Genomic DNA, 14,839 nt, shown 5'->3' with positions numbered 1-14,839 from the left:
TCGTCCGGGCGTACCTGGGTGGCGCGACACCGAAACCGGGTCCTGCTTCAGCGCGCCGGGCTGACCTCCTGCAGAAGCCTGCCCTCGGCGTAGTCCAGTGCCTCCGCGGGCAGCACTCCCGCACGACCGCTCAGCATGATCGTCAGACCGCCCGTGGCGGGAGCCTCGGGCGCGGATGTCTCCTCGATGCGGCGCAGCGCCTGCGCGACCACCGCGCCGGCGGTCCCGTGCAGGATGAGCGGCGCCCGGCCGGGCCGCTGCAGAGCCGCGCGGATGCGGTCGGCGACCAGTTCGTAATTGGTGCAGCCGAGCACGACGGTGGTGACGTCCTCGGGGGTGAGCGCGGCCGCCGCGGCGATGGCGGCCTCCACCCCCGCGCCGTCCGCGTGGTGCACGGCGTCGGCGAGCCCGGGGCACGGCACCTCGGTGACGGTCACCCCGTCGGCGAAGTCCCGGATGAGTCCGCGCTGGTAGGGGCTGCCCGTGGTGGCGGGCGTGGCCCAGATGGCCACGGGTCCGCCGCCCGCCGCGGCCGGCTTGATCGCCGGGACCGTGCCGATGATCGGCAGATCCGGTTCGAACCGGGCGCGCAGCGCCGGCAGCGAGTGCACCGACGCGGTGTTGCAGGCGACGATCAGGACGTCGGGGCGGTGCACGGCGGCGGCCTCGGCGACGGCCAGGGCCCGTTCGGTGATGTCCTGTGGAGTGCGCGGTCCCCAGGGCATCCCGTCGGGGTCCCAGGAGAGTACGAGATCCGCATCGGGCCGCAGACGCCGTGCCGCCGCGGCGGCGGGAAGCAGGCCGATTCCGGAGTCCATGAGCGCGATCTTCACCCGGTCACGATAGTCGATGGGCGCGCGTCGGCCCGCCCGGTGGGGCAGACTGCGCGGGTGAGCGCCATCGTGTGGATCGCCGCCGCATCACTCGCCGCCTGGCTGTGGCTGCTGCTGTGCCAGGGCTTCTTCTGGCGCACGGACGTCCGGCTGCCGCCCCGTGCGGATCCCGGGGACTGGCCGTCCGTCGGGGTGGTGGTGCCGGCCCGGGACGAGGCCGCGGTACTGCCGCAGAGCCTTCCGTCGCTGCTCGCCCAGGACTATCCCGGGCACGCCGAGGTCTTCCTGATCGACGACGGCAGTACGGACGGGACCGGGGAGCTGGCCCGGGAGCTGGCGAAGCGGCACGGCGGGCTGCCGCTCACGGTCGGCTCCCCCGGCGAACCCCCGGCGGGCTGGACCGGCAAGCTGTGGGCGGTGCGCCATGGAATCGGCCTGGCACGCGCGGGCGCACCCGAGTATCTGCTGCTGACGGACGCCGACATCGCCCATGCCCCCGACAGTCTGCGCAATCTGGTCTCGGCGGCCCGTACCGGCGGCTTCGACCTCGTCTCGCAGATGGCCAGGCTGCGGGTGGAGAGCGTCTGGGAGCGGCTGGTCGTCCCCGCGTTCGTCTATTTCTTCGCCCAGTTGTACCCCTTCCGGCGGATCGCGGTGCGGGAATCACGGACGGCCGCCGCGGCGGGCGGCTGTGTGCTGCTGCGCGCCGACGCCGCCGAACGCGCCCGGATCCCCGACGCGATCAGTCAGGCCGTCATCGACGATGTGGCGCTGGCGCGGGCGGTCAAGGACAGCGGGGGCCGGATCTGGCTGGGGCTCGCTGAGGGCGTCGACAGTGTGCGCCCCTACCCTCGGCTGCACGATCTGTGGCGGATGGTCTCCCGCAGCGCCTACGCCCAGCTGAGGCACAGTCCGCTGCTGCTCGCCGGCACGGTGCTCGGACTCGCGGTCGTCTATCTGGTGCCGTCCGTGGCGTTGATCGTGGGGGTCGTCACGGGGAACACGGTGGCCCTGGTGCTGGGCGGGCTGGCGAAGGCGGTGATGACGGTGACCTATGCCCCGATGCTGCACTACTACCGTCAGCCGCCGTGGCTGGCGCTGCTGCTGCCGGTGACCGCGTCGCTGTATCTGCTGATGACCGTCGACTCGGCGGTGCAGCACTACCGGGGGCGCGGCGCGGCCTGGAAGGGCCGCACCTACGCACGTCCGGACGCGGCGTTCGAAGAGCAGTGAGCCGCGGCGGTCAGGCTCCGGGCCCGGACCTCGGGCTCGGGCGGCGGCGGTCCGGTCGCGCTCGCCGACCGGACCGGTCCTTTCGGGTCACTTTCTGCCGGGGGTCCAGTTCATGCCCCAGCCATAGGCGCGGTCGATGGTGCGCTGGGGACTGACGCCGCGGTCCGGGACCAGATAGCGGGCCTCCCGCTGGACGACCAGATCGCCGGCGGTGTTGGTGATCAGGGCGAGCGCGCACACCGTCGAGGGGACCGTGCACTCGTCCAGGGAGAATTCCACGGGTGCGCCGTGCTGCGGCTGGAGGGTGACCGTGGCGTGCAGATCGGCGAAGGAGCGGGCGCCCTCGTAGATGGTCACGAAGATGAGGATGCGCCGGAACTTCTGGCTCTGGTCGAGGTTGACGGTGAGGTTCTCGCCGGTGTCCACCGCGCCGGTGCGGTCGTCGCCGTCGAGGTGGATGTACGGCGGCCGGTGCAGCGATCCGAAGGCGTTGCCGAGCGCCTGGACGACACCCTTGCTGCCGTCCGACAGCTCGTACAGGGCGCACAGGTCGAGGTCGAGGTCCGCGTGCAGAGCGATCGACCGGCCGAGTTTGCTGCCCCAGCCGGAGAACTGTTTGCGCATCTTCCAGTTGAGGTTCACCCGCATGGCGCCCGAGGTCCCGCCCTGCTTGGCCAGCGAGACGGAGGGGGCCTGCTTGGTGAGGGTGACCTTGCTGAGGCTGACCGCGGCCGGGGGCGCCGACGGCGGGACGGGGGGCGCCGGTGGAGCGAGCACGGTGGCCGTCGCGGGCACCGGCGCGTCGGGGCGGGCGGCGGGCGCGGGCGGCTGCGCCGCGTGCTGCGGCTCGTCCACGGTGATCCCGTAGTCCGTGGCCAGGCCCTCGAGTCCGCTGTCGTAGCCCTGTCCGACGGCGCGGAACTTCCAGGCGCCCTGGCGGCGGTAGAACTCCCCCAGCACGAACGCGGTCTCGACGGTCGCGGCGGGGTCGAAGCGCGCCACCTCCGCGCCGTCCCGAGCGTCGAGCACACGGATGGCGAGGCCGGGCACCTGTCCGAAGGTCCCTCCGTCGGCGGAGGCGGCGATCACCACCCGCTGGACCTCGCCTTCCACGCGGGCCAGGTCGACCAGGAGCGTGTCCGTCACCTGACCGCCCGCGTCCCGCTTGCCCTCATGACGCACCGCGCCGGAGGAGTGCGCGGGCTGGTTGTAGAAGACGAAGTCCGTGTCGTCACGGACCTTTCCGTCGACCAGCAGCAGCGCCGAGGCGTCCGCGTCGGGGACGCCCGGTCCGGGGCGCCGGCTCAGCTCGACCCGCAGCGCGGTCGTCGGAACCTGGAGGTTCGTTCCCTTCGCCATCGACATGTCCGTCCCCCTCGTGGGTCGCCGCACCGGGACCGAGGTCCGGTCCGGGGCGGTCCGTTGGCATCCGTACCGGCCAACCTAATCCTCCCCGGTGCCGAACTCGCATGACCCGCCCGGAACACTGGTGTTCAGCTCCGGGTAACCGGATCGGAACTCGGCCTTACAGGATCCAAACCTCGATTGCTGCCCTTTTTTGCCAAGTTCGCTCGCATTGGGGATCCCACGTCACCCCGGACACGAAAAACAACCCTCTAATCGGTCTCCCCAACCAGCACATCGTGGGCTTAACTTATGTGCCATGACCTCCCCCCGCTCCACCTATGGCGGCGGTTACTACTCCGCTTCGCCCTTCCCGGACACTCCGATCTATGACTCGCTCGTGGCCGAGCGTGGCACCCCTCAGATCGCTCCGATCCGGGTCCCCTCCGCGTACGAGACTCCGGGCCACAGCAACCTGCCCGCTCTGCCGTCGTCGCTTCCCGCGCTGCCGGCCGCCCCCTCCCCTCAGCCGCCGTCCTACGGCTACCAGCAGGCGCCGCAGCCGGCACCGGTCCATCAGGCCCCCACCGCGTACATCCCGCAGCAGACGGGCCCGCGCGGCTATCCGGCCCAGCAGCAGATGCAGCCGCCGCGCCCGGCGGGCACGGGGTACGAGGCGATGCGCCCCGCGGCGCCGCGCCCGGTGCAGGCCCCGTACCAGGACCCGTACAACAACGGGCAGCAGTACCGGGGGTACTGATCCGTCCAAGGGGATGAGGCCATCGGCTCCCGGTGGCACGATGGCCTCATGCCGAACACGGTGCTGCACTCGATTCACGTCCACCCGGTCAAGGCGCTGCGCGGCCGGGCGCTCCGGGAGGCCGTGGTGGAGCCATGGGGGCTGTCCGGGGACCGGCGCTGGGCGCTGATCGACGAGGCGGGCCGGGTCGTGACCCAACGCGAGGAGCCGCGGCTGGCGCTGGCCGCCGCGGAGCCGCTCCCCGATGGCGCCGTCCGGATGTCCGCCTCCGGCCGGGAGCCGCTCACCGTCGCCGTGCCCGATCCGGTCGGTACGACGACCGCGCACTGGGCGGGGGAGAAGATCGAGACGGTGCCCGCCGGCCCCGAGGCGAGCGACTGGTTCAGCGCGTATCTCGGTCGGCGGGTGACCCTCGTCCATCTCGACGATCCCGCCACCCGCCGTCCCCTCGACGACCCGCCGTACGGGCGGCCGGGCGAGACCGTCAGCCTGGCCGACGCCTACCCCCTGCTGCTCACCACGCTCGCCTCTCTCGACGCCCTCAACTCCCTGATCGAGCATGGCGATCACCCCGGCGAGGGCCCCCTGCCGATGAACCGGTTCCGGCCGAACGCCGTGGTGGCGGGAACGGCGCCCTGGGCGGAGGACGGCTGGCAGCGGGTCGCGATCGGGAAGGTCGTCTTCCGGGTCACCAAGAAGTGCGGGCGCTGTGTCGTGACCACCACGGACCAGTCCACCGCCGAACGCGGCAGGGAGCCGCTGCGCACCCTCGGCCGCCACCGGCGCATCGACCGCGAGCTGATCTTCGGACAGTATCTGGTGCCGGAGGCGCCCGGAACGGTCCGCGTCGGCGATCCGGTCACACTCCTGGACTGACGCCCCGGCCCGCCCGGCATTTCACCCTCCCCCGGCCCCTCCCGGGCCCGCAGCTCGAGCTGCGCCCGGCCGACCCGGCCCAGGGCACCCCGTTCCCGGCCCGAAGAACGCCAACTTCCCACCGCCGGGCCCGTCTTCCGGCTCCGCGTTCCCCGCCCCGGCCCCGACTTCCGGCTCCCGGTTCCCGACATCCGGCCCCGACTTCCGGCATCCGGCCCCCACTTCGGCCTCACCTCCGCTCACTTCTTCCCTACCCACGTCCCGCTTCCGGTTTCCGGCCGTGCTTCCGCGGTTTTTCCGGAGCCGGAAATCAATCCGGTCGAAAAAGATCTCCGATTCGGCGGCCGGGACGGGAACTGGATGAGGAGAACGAACGTTGACTCTGCATGAGAATTCCCTGAGGGACGCGTGTGGCCTGAGCAAGGTGATGTCGCTCTCTCTTCCGTCCCCGCGGGGACGAGCGGCGGAGTGCTGGGGTATCACGGACGCGGGAGGGGGTGCCCGGCGATGCGAGCGATCAGCGGTCTGTGGCGCTGGCGGCACAATCCTCTGTGCCGCCGGACCGATCTGTCCGAGGCCTGGGTGGCCCTGGTGTCCCTCGTCATGGTCCTGGTCGTCGCGCCCCTCATGGGGATCGTGATCGGAGCGGTCGCCGAGCACATGCTGCAACAGACCGTGCGGGACCAGCAGTTCGCCCGCCATCAGATCGCGGCCACCGTGGTCAAGAAGCTCAACCGCGTCCCCCTGGACCCGGATCCGAGGTCCGCGACCCCACGCGATGCACACAGCCGTGTGCTCGCCCGCTGGACCGCCCCGGACGGCACCACACAGCAGGCCACCGTGCTGTCCGCCCTCAGATCCCCTCAGCCGGGGGACCGCTTCACGCTCTGGACCGACGACCACGGCCGCATCACCACCGCCCCGCTGGACGGCTCCACCGCGACGGCACACGCCGTGCTGACGGGCATCGGGACGGCCGCGCTGACCGCGGCGCTCGTGGAGGGCGGCCGACGGCTGATCGTCCGTCGGATGCTCCGCGCCCGCTATGCACGCTGGGACCAGGCATGGGACAAGGCGGGCCCCGACTGGGGTCGTACCGGCACGGGCAGTTGACCGCCCGCGGACTCCGGTCCACCGACCGCGTCCGCGCACGCTACGGTTGACCGGCCGGGCCGTTCGGCCGTCCGGTATCTTCGCGAGAACCCGCGTTGGACGAGGTGGGGGCACAGCAGCGCATGGCACAGGGCACGGTCCAGGTGACGCACACCGGCACGTCTCGGTGGCGGCGCCGCACGGGCGAGTACACATCACTGGCCGCCGCTCTGGAGGCCGCGGGCGACGGCGATGTCCTCACCGTCGCTCCCGGCACCTACCGGGAGAACCTCGTCCTCCAGCGGGCGATCACCCTGCGCGGGCCCGAAGGCTCCCCCGGCGCCGTGCGCATCGCTCCGGTGGACGGGGTGCCACTGACCGTGCGGGCCTCCGCCGTGGTCCAGGACCTGCACATCGAGGGCCAGGACTCGGCCGCGCCCGCACTGCTCGTCGAGGAGGGTGCGCCGGAGCTGGTGGACCTACGGGTCATGACGCGGTCCTCGGCCGGCATCGAGGTCCGTGGCGGCGGGCGCCCCACGGTGCGGCGCTGCACGGTCGACAATCCGGCCGGGGTCGGCATCGCGGTCGTGGCCGGCGGTGGCGGTGTGTTCGAGGAGTGCGAGGTGGTGGCGTCGGCCCGGTCGGGCGTCACGGTCCACGACGGCGGCCACCCGCGGCTGGAGCGCTGCCGGGTGCACCACTCCTCCGGGGCGGGGCTCTCGGCGACCGGGGAGAACTCCTCGCTGGAGGCCGTCGGTTGTGAGGTGTACGAGGTGCGGGGCTCCGGTGTGCAGATCACCGGGCGTGCCACGGCGCATCTGACGGACTGCGAGGTGCACCGCACGACCGCGGACGGCGTCACGCTCGACACGGACGCGGTGCTCACCCTCGCCGACTGCCGTATCCACGACATCCCCGAGAACGCGGTGGACCTGCGCTCCCGCTCGGTGCTCACGCTGACCCGCACGACGGTGCGGCAGTTCGGCCGCAACGGCCTGTCGGTGTGGGACCCGGGCACTCGGGTGGACGCCCATCAGTGCGAGATCTCCGACAGCACCGGCGACTATCCGGCGGTGTGGATCAGCGACGGCGCGACCGCGGTACTGGAGTCGTGCCGGGTGCACGATGTTCCGGACGCCCTGTTCGTCCTCGACCGGGGTTCCCGCGCGGACGTGGTGGACAGCGATCTCACCCGGGTGCGTAACACCGCGGTCTCCGTGAGCGACGGCGCCACCGCGCAACTGGACGACTGCCGGATCCGGGAGGCGGCGACGGGCGCCTGGTTCAGGGACCACGGCAGCGGCGGCACGCTGTCCGGCTGCACCCTCGACGACACCCGCACGGGCGTGATCGTCACCAAGGGCGCCGATCCCACCATCGAGCGGTGCACGGTGGGCTCCCCCTCGGACGCGGGCTTCTATGTCTCGGCGGACGGCCGGGGCAGCTTTCTGGACTGCCGGGTCGTCGACAGCGACGGCTACGGCTTCCATGTGATCGACGGCTGCCGCGCCACGCTGAAGAAGTGCCGTACGGAGCGGTGCGCGCGCGGGGGCTATGAGTTCGCGGACGGCGGTCCGGGGGCGTCCGGCAGCGGAGCGGTCGTGGAGGACTGCACCAGCGACGAGAGCGGCGGGGTGCGGCGGCCCGCGGCGGCCCAGGAGACCGCCGTGCAGACGTCGAGCCCCTCGTCCGGGCTGCTGAGCGCCATCCCCGGCCAGCGCACCACCGAGCAGGAGTCCCTGGTCACGGCCGCCCCGGAGCCGGAGCGTTCGGCGCGCACCTCCCAGGCGGTGCTCGGTGAACTCGACGCGCTGGTGGGCCTGGAGAGCGTCAAGCGCGAGGTGCGCGCCCTGACCGACATGATCGAGGTGGGCCGCCGGCGGCAGCAGGCGGGTCTGAAAGCGGCGTCGGCGCGGCGGCATCTGGTGTTCACGGGCTCCCCCGGCACCGGCAAGACCACGGTCGCCCGGCTCTACGGAGAGATCCTGGCCTCGCTCGGCGTCCTGGACAAGGGTCATCTGGTCGAGGTGTCCCGGGTCGACCTGGTCGGCGAGCACATCGGCTCCACGGCCATCCGCACCCAGGAGGCCTTCGACCGGGCACGCGGCGGGGTGCTGTTCATCGACGAGGCGTACGCGCTGTCGCCGGAGGACTCCGGGCGTGACTTCGGGCGTGAGGCCATCGACACCCTGGTGAAGCTGATGGAGGATCACCGGGACGCGGTGGTGGTGATCGTCGCCGGCTACACGGCCGAGATGGAGCGCTTTCTGTCGGTCAACCCCGGTGTGGCGTCGCGGTTCTCACGGACCATCCCCTTCGGGGACTACGGAGCCGAGGAGCTGCTGCGGATCGTGGAGCAGCAGGCCGAGGAGAACGAGTACCGGCTGGGCCCCGGGACCGGCGAGTCACTGCTGAAGTACTTCACGGCGCTCCCGAAGGGGCCCACCTTCGGCAACGGCCGCACCGCGCGGCAGACCTTCGAGGCCATGGTGGAGCGCCATGCGGGCCGGGTCGCCCAGCTGACGGAACCGAGCACGGACGACCTGACCCTGCTCTACCCGGAGGACCTGCCGGAGCTGCCCTGACCCAGGCCCCGGCTGCCGGGCCCCGCTCGCTTCGGCGAGCCACGAAGATCATGACCGCGGCGGGCTCACGGTCACGGTGGGGTGAGCACAGTCGGGCGCATGGGCGGTGGCACCGCGCGGCGGGACCCGTGCGAGGATGAGAGGTCCTGGGCGCCGGTGGCGGGAGCAGGACCTTCCTGACATCGATATGGACGCACCAAGCCGGAACACATCGGACGAAAGGGAGCGAAGCGGACGTGAGTGAGAATCAGAACCTCCTCGCGGAGCAGCGCCGCGCCCTGATAGTGGACGAGGTGCGACGACGGGGCGGCGTCCGTGTGAACGAACTGACCCGCAAGCTCGGCGTGTCCGATATGACGGTCCGCCGCGACCTCGACGCGCTCGCCCGTCAGGGAGTGCTGGAGAAGGTGCACGGCGGGGCGGTGCCGGTGCTGGAGGCGAGCACCCATGAGCCCGGGTTCGAGGCCAAGTCGGGCCTGGAGCTGACGGCCAAGGAGGACATCGCGCGGGCCGCGGCCGAGCTGGTCGCACCGGGCACGGCGATCGCCCTCTCCGGCGGTACGACGACCTATGCGCTGGCCCACCATCTGCTGGATGTGCCGGATCTGACCGTGGTGACCAATTCGGTGCGGGTGGCGGACGTCTTCCACTCGGCACAGCGCGCCTCCGGCCGGCGGCAGGGCGCCGCCACGGTGGTCCTGACGGGCGGGGTGCGCACCCCGTCCGATTCGCTGGTGGGCCCGGTGGCCGACCAGGCGATCGCCTCGCTCCACTTCGATGTGCTGTTCCTCGGCGTGCACGGGATATCGATGGAGGCGGGCCTGTCGACGCCGAACCTGGCGGAGGCCGAGACCAACCGGCGGCTGGTGCAGTCCGCACGACGCGTCGTGGTGGTGGCCGACCACACCAAGTGGGGCACGGTGGGCCTGAGTTCGTTCGCCGCGCTGGACCAGGTCGACACGCTGGTGACCGACGCGGGGCTGCCCTCCGGGGCGCGGGCGGAGATCGCGGAGCAGCTCAGACGGCTGGTGGTGGCCGGGGAGCCCGAGGAGACTCCCGAGGACACCACGGAGCTCTGACGGACCGGCCCGGCGCAGGGCCCCGCCTTGCCGGGGTCAGTCCGGCCAGACCCCCGTCGCCAGCAGCGACTCGATGGCGGCCGTGTACGGGGCGATGTCCAGACCCTGCTCGGCGAGCCAGCCGTCCGAGTAGTACTTGTCCAGATAGCGGTCGCCCGGGTCGCAGAGCAGGGTCACCACGCTGCCGGTACGGCCCTGGGCGACCATCTCCGCGACGATCTTCAGCGCACTCCACAGGCCCGTGCCGGTGGAGCCGCCCGCCTTGCGGCCGATGACCCGTTCCAGGGCGCGTACGGCGGCGACGGCGGCCGCGTCCGGGACCTTCATCATCCGGTCGACGGCGCCGGGCACGAAGCTGGGCTCCATCCGGGGCCGGCCGATGCCCTCGATGCGCGAGCCGCGGTCGCAGGTGACCTCCGGATCGCCGGTCGTCCAGCCCTCGAAGAAACAGGAGTTCTCGGGGTCGGCGACACAGATACGGGTGTCGTACTGCATGTAGTGCACATAGCGCGCGATGGTCGCCGAGGTGCCACCGGTGCCGGCCGTGGCCACGATCCACGCGGGCTCCGGGAACCGCTCCAGCTCCAGCTGGCGGAAGACGGACTCGGCGATGTTGTTGTTGCCGCGCCAGTCCGTGGCCCGTTCCGCATAGGTGAACTGGTCCATGTAGTGGCCCCCGGTCTCCGCCGCGAGGGCGGCCGAGGCCTCGTACATCTTCCGTGAGTCGTCCACGAAGTGGCAGCGCCCGCCGTGGAATTCGATCAGGCGGCACTTCTCGGCGCTGGTCGTGCGCGGCATCACCGCGATGAACGGCACACCGATGAGACTCGCGAAGTAGGCCTCGGAGACGGCCGTCGAGCCGCTGGACGCCTCGATCACCGGACGCCCCGGCCGGATCCAGCCGTTGCACAGTCCGTACAGGAACAGGGAGCGGGCGAGGCGGTGCTTCAGGCTGCCGGTGGGGTGGGTGGACTCGTCCTTGAGATAGAGGTCGACGCCCCACTCCTCGGGCAGCGGGAAGCGCAGCAGATGCGTGTCCGCCGAGCGGTTCGCGTCGGCCTGGACCTTCCGGACGGCCTCCTTGAGCCAGGCACGGTACCCGGCGTCGCTGCGGTCGACGTCCTGCGTCTCACCGGGGCGGGTGATCTGGGGAGTGCTCACCGCGGGGGCTCCTTACCGGGGGTGTGCCGACGCCGGGTTCACTCGGCCGGACGCCCCGATGATAGACACCTTTCGCACGCTTCTCACCTGCATAAACGCATCTTTGAGCGCCCCAAAGGCACCCTGGGACGGGTGGCGGCGATCGACAGGGGGCGCATCCATGCGAATGCGCCGACACCCGGTGCGGACCTCGCCGGGGACTCTGGTGCGGGACGCCGGGCGGGGGCAGACTGCAACGGCGGGCACCGCCCGTCGGCACGGCCGGGCACCACACGGACGCCGCCGTACGGGATACACGGTGGAGCAGACCGGACGCGATCAGGTCCACGCCGGGGATCGCGGTCCACGAGGGATCCGGACCGGACACAGCCGAACACGCAAGGGGACGGGGCATCATGGCGGAGCCGGAGTTCGCGGCCACAGGCGTGCGGATCGAGAAAGGGCTGCGGTCGCTCACCCGGGCCGGGGAGGTCCGGATCAGCGAGGGCAGACTGCGCCTGCTCACCAGCTACGGCAGCGAGATAGACAGCGCGCCCGTGGGGGCGGTACGCGCCTCGAAGCCCTGGTTCGCGGCCGAGGACCGGGCGTTGGCCGATGTGAACGGGACACGCTACTCACTGACCCTCGGCGACCACGACCCCGCGCCGGGGCAGCCGGGGCCGCCGTCGGCACGTCGTTTCATCGAGGCGGTCCGCAGGGCGGCGGGGCGCAACGGCTGAGCGGGTACGAGTTGCGGGACATCACCCGCTGCGCCACTCTGATCTCACATCACTCTGGGTTTACCGGCGCTCACGCTGAAGAACCAGCCCGCCGGTCAGGACAGCGGGCGGCCCCCGTACGAAGCCGTTCCGCAGCAAGCGGCCGGAGCACTCAGCCGCACAGCAGGCGGCTTGTACGCCCGGCCCTCCTGCTGGATCCGATCTCCGTCGTCTTCCGGACCTCACTTCGGGGAGTCGCAGCCGTGATCAGTCAGCCAAGCAGGCACTGCACGGTGGAGCTCCAAGCCCTGCCGTGGCGGATCGGTCAGGTCCGCAGAATCGTATCGGCGCAGTTGCGCTACTGGCATCTCGATCTCTTGATAGACCGGGCGTCGCTCGGTGTGACGGAGCTGCTGACCAACGTCCATCTGCATGCCCAGCCCGACAAGACGTGCACCGTGGCGATGGAGCTGCTGCTCGACCGTCTCACGGTGTCCGTGCACGACCACGACCCCCGGCTGCCGGAGGTGCGCGAGGCGGATCTCTACGCCACCTGCGGTCGCGGTCTCGCGATGGTCGCCGCGATGTCCGACGGCTGGGGCGCGCGCCCCGACGGCGACGCGGGCAAGGTCGTCTGGTTCGTGCTTCCCGCGCCGGCGGCACCGGCCCGGCCGCTGCCGGACCTCAGACCGTACGAGAATGCCCTGGGCACCCCGGCCCGTGCGCTCGCGGTGGAGGAGCGCAGGGTGCGGCAGGCTCCCGCCGAGTCCGCCGTCGTCGGCTGACCGACCGGGGGTGCCCCCGCCCGGTTCCTTCCGGACGGGGGTCCCCGCCCGGGTCATGGCGTGGCGGCGGACGCCGGGCGGGGGTTCATACGACGCCGTCCTTGCCGCCGAACCGTTCGTCCAGGACGGCCAGTCGGCGCCGGTAGTCGTCCTCGTCGATCTCCCCGGAGGCGAAGCGGCGGCCGAGGACGGCGATCGGCGCGTCGCCGGTGGCCCGGCCGTCCCCGCCACCCCAGGGGGCGCCGCGGCCGAGCCGGACGGTGCGGCGCAGCACGCTCACCACGCCGACCACGACGACCGCCCAGATCAGCGGGAAGAACAGGATCCACGGTCCAGGACCGTGGCCCCCGTGGGCGAGTGTCTGCATCTCGGGTCATCTCCTCGGTGGGTTCTGCGGTGACACCCCGAGAGTGGCGCCGGATGGGGGGCTGGGTCGTCGTACGGCGAGCGGCGGTACGCCTACCTCCCCGGGAGTACGCGGGCGGCCGGCCCCTGCTCCGTACCGCGACACCCAAAAGCCGTGCCGATGCGGACGGCAGGTCAGTAGGCGTGGTCGGCGGTGACGTCGGCGGACAGATGCAGATGACGGCGGGCCTGTTCGGGGCGGAGCGCCATCAGGGTGTGGGTGAGGGTGTCCACGGCCGCGAGGTGCGCGATGCGGCTGGCGGACGTCTCCAGACCGAAGACCAGGTCCTGCCCGCCGGCGACGAGGACATGGGTGCCGGCCTCGCTGAGCGGTGAGCGCGCATAGCTGGTGAGGGCGACGACGGCCGCTCCGGCGGCGCGGGCACGGCGGGCGGTGTCCACGGTGCTGCGGGTGGCGCCGGTGTGGCTGATCGCGAAGCACACGCCGTCCGGGGGGAGTTGGGCGGCGGCGAGCTGCGCGGTGAGCGCGTCGGCCGGGGCGTCGACGAGACAGCCGAGGGCGCGCAGCCGGTAGGCGACGTCGTAGGCGACGGCGACGGACAGGCCGGCCGCGGCCACGACGACGCGCGGCGCGGAGTCCAGTGCCGCTGCCGCGGCGGCGACGACAGCCGGGTCCAGGGTCGCGGCGAGGCCGTCCAGGGCGTCGCGGGAGGCGCGGACGGTGTCGGCCAGGGCACGCGCGGCCGGGTCGTCGCCGTCCGCCGCGGGCGGGGTCGGGGCGACGGCTCCCCGGGCCGCCTCGATCTTCAGTTCCTGGAAGCCGCGGAAGCCGAGCCGCTGGCAGGCGCGTACCACGGTGGACGGCGCGGTCCCGGCGAGGGCGGCGACATCGCTGACGCTGAGGTGGACCAGCGCCGGCCCCTGCTCCAGCGCCACCCGCGCCACCCGGGCCTCGGTGTCCGGGAGCTCCGGCAGCCGGACCCTGATCCGCGCGGCGAGCGGGCCCCCTGATTCGGTTGCGGAATTCTGTTCCATATGCCTAGCCTATCGCGGAATCGAATTCCAGACCGACTCACGCCTCCGGCACACAATTCCCGCCGCACGTCCCTCCGCCCTGTCCGCCCCTCCTCCCCCACTCCGTGCTCACCTCCGCCTTTCCCTGCCGCCCCCTCAGGAGCCGCCTCGTCATGCCCGTCTCCGCCTACGCCGCCGTCCTCGCGGCGGCGGTGCTGCACGCCGTCTGGAACTCGATGGCCCATCGCATCCCCGACAAGCTGGTGGCATTCGCCCTGATCAACTGCGCCTACACCCTCGGCGCCGGCCTCCTCGTCTGTCTCACACCGCTTCCCGCGCCCGCCGCCTGGCCCTTCATCGCGGCCTCCGCCGTGCTGGAGGTGACCTCCCAGCTCTTTCTGCTCCGCGCCTACCAGTTGGGGGACTTCGGCCAGATGTATCCGCTGGCCCGGGGTCTCGCGCCGCTGCTCGTCGCCGTCGCCTCGGTCGCCTTCCTGGGCGCCGGGCTCTCCCCGCTCCAGTGCACCGGCGTGCTGCTGGTCTCCGGCGGGCTCGCCGCCCTCGCCCTCGCCTCCGGACGCATCGGCCGGGCCCAGCTGCCCGCCCTGGGCGCGGCGGCCTGCACCGGCGTGATCATCGCCGGGTACACCCTCGTCGACGCCACCGGGGTACGGCAGGGCAGCGACGTCCTGGCGTACATCGCCTGGTTGTTCCTGTGCCAGGGGCCGGTGCTGCCGCTGCTCGCCCTCGCCCGCCGCCGTACGGCGCTCTGGGCCCAGCTCCGGCCCGTCTGCGGCACCGGACTGACCGGCGGATTCCTCTCACTGGCCGCCTACGGACTGGTCATCTGGGCACAGGCGCGCGGCGACGCCACCACCGTCGCCGCGCTGCGCGAGACCGGGATCCTGGTCGCCGCCGCCATCGCCACACTGCTCTTCCGGGAGCCCTTCGGCCGCCTGCGCCTGGCGGCGAGCGCGGTCGTCCTGACGGGTATCGGGCTGCTGACCTGAAGC

14 protein-coding genes are annotated in these 14,839 nt (G+C 72.2%); 9 read left to right on the top strand and 5 right to left on the bottom strand.

Features of this window, described 5'->3' with window-relative positions:
• Positions 1 to 47 precede the first annotated feature (47 nt).
• Positions 48 to 833 carry a glutamate racemase gene (locus CP978_RS31635; protein WP_043446634.1) on the bottom strand — a complete coding sequence of 262 codons (786 nt, stop codon included), beginning with the start codon at positions 831 to 833 and terminating at the stop codon, positions 48 to 50.
• A 39-nt stretch (positions 834 to 872) separates the two neighbouring features.
• Between CP978_RS31635 and CP978_RS31630 the strand changes: the two genes are divergently transcribed.
• The gene (locus tag CP978_RS31630; RefSeq protein ID WP_043446632.1) at positions 873 to 2,066 is read left to right on the top strand and encodes a glycosyltransferase; all 1,194 of its coding nucleotides are present in this window, start codon (positions 873 to 875) and stop codon (positions 2,064 to 2,066) included.
• An 87-nt stretch (positions 2,067 to 2,153) separates the two neighbouring features.
• Here the strand turns inward: CP978_RS31630 and CP978_RS31625 are convergent, their stop codons facing one another.
• The gene (locus CP978_RS31625) at positions 2,154 to 3,431 is read right to left on the bottom strand and encodes a TerD family protein (RefSeq protein WP_150478344.1); all 1,278 of its coding nucleotides are present in this window, start codon (positions 3,429 to 3,431) and stop codon (positions 2,154 to 2,156) included.
• Between the two features lie 298 nt (positions 3,432 to 3,729).
• Here CP978_RS31625 and CP978_RS31620 point away from each other — a divergent pair, with 298 nt between their 5' ends.
• The 5 genes from CP978_RS31620 (at position 3,730) to CP978_RS31600 (ending at position 9,802) form a co-directional block, all read left to right on the top strand.
• A complete protein-coding gene (locus tag CP978_RS31620; protein WP_043446624.1) occupies positions 3,730 to 4,170 on the top strand; it encodes a DUF6643 family protein in 441 nt (146 codons plus the stop codon).
• A gap of 48 nt (positions 4,171 to 4,218) precedes the next feature.
• Complete coding sequence (locus tag CP978_RS31615) at positions 4,219 to 5,046, top strand: MOSC domain-containing protein (protein ID WP_043446621.1); 828 nt, start codon at positions 4,219 to 4,221, stop codon at positions 5,044 to 5,046.
• Positions 5,047 to 5,553: 507 nt separating this feature from the next.
• The gene (locus tag CP978_RS31610) at positions 5,554 to 6,159 is read left to right on the top strand and encodes an Rv1733c family protein (RefSeq protein ID WP_043446619.1); all 606 of its coding nucleotides are present in this window, start codon (positions 5,554 to 5,556) and stop codon (positions 6,157 to 6,159) included.
• Positions 6,160 to 6,281: 122 nt separating this feature from the next.
• Positions 6,282 to 8,723 carry a right-handed parallel beta-helix repeat-containing protein gene (locus CP978_RS31605; RefSeq protein WP_043446615.1) on the top strand — a complete coding sequence of 814 codons (2,442 nt, stop codon included), beginning with the start codon at positions 6,282 to 6,284 and terminating at the stop codon, positions 8,721 to 8,723.
• Between the two features lie 236 nt (positions 8,724 to 8,959).
• Positions 8,960 to 9,802, top strand: a complete 843-nt coding sequence (locus CP978_RS31600) for a DeoR/GlpR family DNA-binding transcription regulator (RefSeq protein ID WP_043446612.1) — start codon at positions 8,960 to 8,962, stop codon at positions 9,800 to 9,802.
• A gap of 36 nt (positions 9,803 to 9,838) precedes the next feature.
• Here CP978_RS31600 and cds1 read toward each other — a convergent pair whose 3' ends face one another.
• Entirely contained in the window at positions 9,839 to 10,963 is a 1,125-nt protein-coding gene (gene cds1 / locus CP978_RS31595; RefSeq protein WP_043446609.1) for an L-cysteine desulfhydrase Cds1, read from the bottom strand.
• 395 nt (positions 10,964 to 11,358) lie between these two features.
• On the opposite strand from cds1, the gene CP978_RS31590 reads away from it, so the two are divergent.
• Both CP978_RS31590 and CP978_RS31585 read left to right on the top strand, forming a co-directional pair.
• The gene (locus CP978_RS31590) at positions 11,359 to 11,682 is read left to right on the top strand and encodes a hypothetical protein (protein WP_043446607.1); all 324 of its coding nucleotides are present in this window, start codon (positions 11,359 to 11,361) and stop codon (positions 11,680 to 11,682) included.
• A 242-nt stretch (positions 11,683 to 11,924) separates the two neighbouring features.
• Entirely contained in the window at positions 11,925 to 12,446 is a 522-nt protein-coding gene (locus CP978_RS31585) for an ATP-binding protein (protein WP_079162419.1), read from the top strand.
• An 85-nt stretch (positions 12,447 to 12,531) separates the two neighbouring features.
• Here the strand turns inward: CP978_RS31585 and CP978_RS31580 are convergent, their stop codons facing one another.
• Together CP978_RS31580 and CP978_RS31575 are read right to left on the bottom strand one after the other, a co-directional pair.
• Complete coding sequence (locus CP978_RS31580; protein ID WP_043446603.1) at positions 12,532 to 12,813, bottom strand: SHOCT domain-containing protein; 282 nt, start codon at positions 12,811 to 12,813, stop codon at positions 12,532 to 12,534.
• Between the two features lie 173 nt (positions 12,814 to 12,986).
• Positions 12,987 to 13,847, bottom strand: a complete 861-nt coding sequence (locus CP978_RS31575) for a MurR/RpiR family transcriptional regulator (protein WP_043446601.1) — start codon at positions 13,845 to 13,847, stop codon at positions 12,987 to 12,989.
• A 152-nt stretch (positions 13,848 to 13,999) separates the two neighbouring features.
• Here CP978_RS31575 and CP978_RS31570 point away from each other — a divergent pair, with 152 nt between their 5' ends.
• Entirely contained in the window at positions 14,000 to 14,836 is an 837-nt protein-coding gene (locus CP978_RS31570; protein WP_043446599.1) for an EamA family transporter, read from the top strand.
• Positions 14,837 to 14,839: the final 3 nt, after the last annotated feature.

This window comes from Streptomyces nodosus (genome assembly GCF_008704995.1).
Taxonomy (GTDB): Bacteria; Actinomycetota; Actinomycetes; order Streptomycetales; family Streptomycetaceae; genus Streptomyces; species Streptomyces nodosus.
This window is presented reverse-complemented; position numbering and strand designations above follow the sequence as displayed.

Coding starts and splice junctions, on each gene's coding strand:
- CP978_RS31575 (WP_043446601.1), bottom strand. CDS start 13,847: ATGGAACAGAATTCCGCAACCGAATCAGGGGGCCCGCTCGCCGCGCGG.
- CP978_RS31580 (WP_043446603.1), bottom strand. CDS start 12,813: ATGCAGACACTCGCCCACGGGGGCCACGGTCCTGGACCGTGGATCCTG.
- CP978_RS31590 (WP_043446607.1), top strand. CDS start 11,359: ATGGCGGAGCCGGAGTTCGCGGCCACAGGCGTGCGGATCGAGAAAGGG.
- CP978_RS31625 (WP_150478344.1), bottom strand. CDS start 3,431: ATGTCGATGGCGAAGGGAACGAACCTCCAGGTTCCGACGACCGCGCTG.
- CP978_RS31610 (WP_043446619.1), top strand. CDS start 5,554: ATGCGAGCGATCAGCGGTCTGTGGCGCTGGCGGCACAATCCTCTGTGC.
- CP978_RS31570 (WP_043446599.1), top strand. CDS start 14,000: ATGCCCGTCTCCGCCTACGCCGCCGTCCTCGCGGCGGCGGTGCTGCAC.
- CP978_RS31620 (WP_043446624.1), top strand. CDS start 3,730: ATGACCTCCCCCCGCTCCACCTATGGCGGCGGTTACTACTCCGCTTCG.
- CP978_RS31615 (WP_043446621.1), top strand. CDS start 4,219: ATGCCGAACACGGTGCTGCACTCGATTCACGTCCACCCGGTCAAGGCG.
- CP978_RS31605 (WP_043446615.1), top strand. CDS start 6,282: ATGGCACAGGGCACGGTCCAGGTGACGCACACCGGCACGTCTCGGTGG.